The sequence below is a fragment of the Kribbella kalugense genome (assembly GCF_004365875.1).
In the GTDB taxonomy this organism is placed as follows: Bacteria; Actinomycetota; Actinomycetes; order Propionibacteriales; family Kribbellaceae; genus Kribbella; species Kribbella kalugense.
This window is the reverse complement of record NZ_SODF01000005.1, coordinates 1-1,611: the sequence shown is the minus strand read 5'-3', so window position 1 is coordinate 1,611 and position 1,611 is coordinate 1. Positions and strand designations below refer to the sequence as shown.

1 rRNA gene (only partly in view) is annotated in these 1,611 nt (G+C 56.1%); it reads left to right on the top strand.

The window, feature by feature from the left end:
• Positions 1-1,559: ribosomal RNA gene (locus EV650_RS40170) — 23S ribosomal RNA — on the top strand; it begins 1,663 nt to the left of the window's first position.
• The last annotated feature ends 52 nt before the right edge of the window (positions 1,560-1,611 follow it).

Genomic DNA, 1,611 nt, shown 5'->3' with positions numbered 1-1,611 from the left:
TGAAACTTTGATGTCTTCGGACGGATGAGCGGAGTTGGTGACCCGAGGTGGTAGTAGGTGCATTGAGGAGTGACGCAGGAGGGTAGTCCAACCGCGGCGATGGTAGGCGCAAGCTGATCCGCGGGCAAGGTGGTAGGGCGAGGCATAGGCAAATCCGTGTCTCATGAAGCCTGAGAGCCGAGGCGGACCCGTTCAGGGGAAGTGGATGATCCCATGCTGCCGAGAAAAACTTCGCAGTGAGTGTTAGAGCCGCCCGTACCCCAAACCGACACAGGTGATCAGGTAGAGAATACCAAGGCGATCGAGTGAACCATGGTTAAGGAACTCGGCAAAATGCCCCCGTAACTTCGGGAGAAGGGGGACCTGATCCGTGACACCACTTGCTGGTGGAAGCGGTGATGGTCGCAGAGACCAGGCCCAAGCGACTGTTTACTAAAAACACAGGTCCGTGCGAAGAAGTAATTCGATGTATACGGACTGACGCCTGCCCGGTGCTGGAACGTTAAGGGGACAGGTTAGTCGGTTTAGGCCGGCGAAGCTTTGAACTTAAGCGCCAGTAAACGGCGGTGGTAACTATAACCATCCTAAGGTAGCGAAATTCCTTGTCGGGTAAGTTCCGACCTGCACGAATGGCGTAACGACTTGGGCGCTGTCTCAACCGTGGACTCGGCGAAATTGCATTACGAGTAAAGATGCTCGTTACGCGCAGCAGGACGGAAAGACCCCGGGACCTTTACTACAACTTGGTATTGGTGGTCGGTACAATTTGTGTAGGATAGGTGGGAGACTGTGAAGCTCGGACGCCAGTTCGGGTGGAGTCATCGTTGAAATACCACTCTGATTGTTCTGGCTGTCTAACTTTGGTCCGTTATCCGGATCAGGGACAGTGCCTGGTGGGTAGTTTGACTGGGGCGGTCGCCTCCTAAAAGGTAACGGAGGCGCTCAAAGGTTCCCTCAGCCTGGTTGGCAATCAGGTGTCGAGTGTAAGTGCACAAGGGAGCTTGACTGTGAGACAGACATGTCGAGCAGGGACGAAAGTCGGAACTAGTGATCCGGCGGTGGCATGTGGGAGCACCGTCGCTCAACGGATAAAAGGTACCCCGGGGATAACAGGCTGATCTTCCCCAAGAGTCCATATCGACGGGATGGTTTGGCACCTCGATGTCGGCTCGTCGCATCCTGGGGCTGGAGTAGGTCCCAAGGGTTGGGCTGTTCGCCCATTAAAGCGGCACGCGAGCTGGGTTTAGAACGTCGTGAGACAGTTCGGTCCCTATCCGCTGCGCGCGCAGGAGACTTGAGAAGGGCTGCCCCTAGTACGAGAGGACCGGGGTGGACGAACCTCTGGTGTGCCAGTTGTTCCGCCAGGAGCACGGCTGGTTGGCTACGTTCGGGAGTGATAACCGCTGAAAGCATCTAAGCGGGAAGCACGCTTCAAGATGAGGTCTCCCACCGGGTTAACCGGGTAAGGCCCCCAGTAGACCACTGGGTTGATAGGCCAGAAGTGGAAGCACCGCAAGGTGTGGAGCTGACTGGTACTAATAGGCCGAGGGCTTGTCACACACCAACACCACGCAGGGAAACATTGTTTCTCCTGACCGTGTTGGGACAGAT